The following is a 2,317-nucleotide window of genomic DNA, read 5'->3' on the forward strand; positions in this document are numbered from 1 at the left end:
CTGCCCGACGCGCTGCACGCGGTCGCCGAGGCCGCCGGGCGGGCCCCGCACGGGCGCGACACCGGCCCCGACCTCGTCGTCGACCTGTACCTGACCTGGCCCGACCGTCCGGAGGACGAGGACACCACGGCCGCGAAACTGGTCGCCGCGCTCTCCGAGGTCGCCCTGCCCGACCGCCTCCGCCGGATCACCACCACGGTCGCCGGTCGCAGCGGCGCGGCGATGCACCACCACTTCACCTTCCGCCCGTCGCCGTCCGGACTCGCCGAGGACCGGCTGATCCGCGGGCTGCACCCGCTGGTGGCCCAGCGCCTGCAGCTGCACCGGCTGAGCAAGTTCGACCTCACCCGGCTGCCGTCGGCCGACGAGGACGTGTACCTGTTCCGCTGTGTGGCCACGCGGAACCCGGCCGACGAGCGGCTGGTGGCGATGGCGCAGGTGCGCGACCTCACCCCGCTGCGCGACCGGGAGGGCAGGCTCGCCGCGCTGCCCGCGGTCGAGGGGGCGCTGGCGGGCTGCCTCGACGCCATCCGCAAGGAGCAGACCCGCAGGCCCGAGCGACGCCGGTTCGACACCAACCGGGTGCTGATCTACGTCTGGCCGGACAGCGACCTGACGCTGGACGAACTGCGGGCGATGTCCCGCCGGGTGCTGCCCACCACCGCCGACGCGGGGCTCGAGGAGATCGAGTTCGTCGGACGCCAGCGCGACCCGGACACCGGCTCCTCGCACGACGTCGCCGTCCACCTCCGCTGGACCGACGGCGGGGTGCGGATGTGGCGGGGCGCGCCCGCCACCGAGCCGGTCGAGCCGGTGGACGACTACGGACAGCAGGTCCTGCGCGCCCGTCGGCGCGGCACGGTCCACCCGTACGAACTGACCGACCTGCTCGCGGGGGACGACGGCTCGTTCGCCGAGTACGACCTGGCCGACGACGGCGCGCTCGTGCCGGTCGACCGGCCCCGGGGCGGCAACACCGCGGGCATCGTGACCGGGGTGGTCACCACCCCCACGGCGCGGTTCCCCGAGGGCGTGGCGCGGGTGGTGCTGCTGGGTGACCCGACGAAGGCGCTCGGCGCGCTGTCCGAGCCGGAGTGTGCCCGGGTCATCGGTGCGCTCGACCTGGCCGAGCGGCTCCGGCTCCCGGTGGAGTGGTTCGCGCTGTCCGCCGGTGCGCGGATCGCGATGGACTCCGGCACGGAGAACATGGACTGGGTGGCCGCGGCGCTGCGGCGGATCGTGCACTTCACCCAGGACGGTGGCGAGATCAACGTCGTGGTGGCCGGCATCAACGTGGGCGCCCAGCCGTACTGGAACGCCGAGGCGACCATGCTGATGCACACGAAGGGCATCCTCGTGATGACCCCCGACTCGGCGATGGTGCTCACCGGCAAGCAGTCGCTGGACTTCTCCGGCGGCGTCTCGGCCGAGGACAACCACGGCATCGGCGGCTACGACCGGGTGATGGGCCCGAACGGCCAGGCGCAGTACTGGGCCCCGGACCTGGCGGGGGCCCGCGAGGTCCTGATGGCCCATTACGACCACAGCTACGTCGCGCCGGGGGAGGGCACACCCCGCCGGGCCGACACGGCGGACCCGCGCGACCGGGACGTGTCCGACTATCCGCACAGCGCGGAGGGCAGCGACTTCACCACGGTCGGGGAGATCTTCTCCCCGGAGACGAACCCCGACCGCAAGAAGGCGTTCGACATCCGGACCGTGATGCGCGCGGTGTCCGACGCCGACCATCCGGTGCTGGAACGCTGGGCCGGGATGGCCGAGGCGGACACCGCGGTCGTGCAGGACGTCCACCTGGGCGGGTGGCCGGTCTGCCTCGTCGGTGTCGAGTCGCGTTCGGTGCCGCGGCGCGGGTTCCCGCCGACGGACGGCCCGGACACCTACACCGCGGGCACGCTGTTCCCCCGGTCGTCCAAGAAGGTCGCGCGCGCCATCAACGCGGCCAGCGGGAACCGGCCGCTGGTGGTGCTGGCGAACCTCTCCGGGTTCGACGGCTCGCCGGAGTCGATGCGCGAGCTGCAGCTCGAGTACGGCGCCGAGATCGGGCGGGCGATCGTCAACTTCTCCGGTCCGATCGTGTTCTGCGTCGTGTCCCGCTACCACGGCGGCGCGTTCGTGGTGTTCTCCAAGGCGTTGAACCCGAACATGACGGTGCTCGCCGTCGACGGGTCGTTCGCCTCGGTGATCGGCGGCGCACCGGCCGCGGCGGTGGTGTTCTCCGGGGAGGTGAACGCCCGCACCGCCGCCGACGAGCGGGTCACCGCCCTGGAGGGGGCCCGGTCGGCGGCCGACGACGCCG

Annotated in this window: 1 protein-coding gene; it reads left to right on the forward strand. The window is 73.5% G+C overall.

The genetic code is table 11. The annotated features are described in order from the left end of the window. Positions 1–2,317 (forward strand): carboxyl transferase domain-containing protein (locus ACTIR_RS22375; protein ID WP_034239061.1); only part of this gene is annotated, 2,317 nt, incomplete at both ends.

The organism is Saccharomonospora iraqiensis subsp. iraqiensis, assembly GCF_000430445.1.
Taxonomy (GTDB): domain Bacteria; phylum Actinomycetota; class Actinomycetes; order Mycobacteriales; family Pseudonocardiaceae; genus Saccharomonospora; species Saccharomonospora iraqiensis.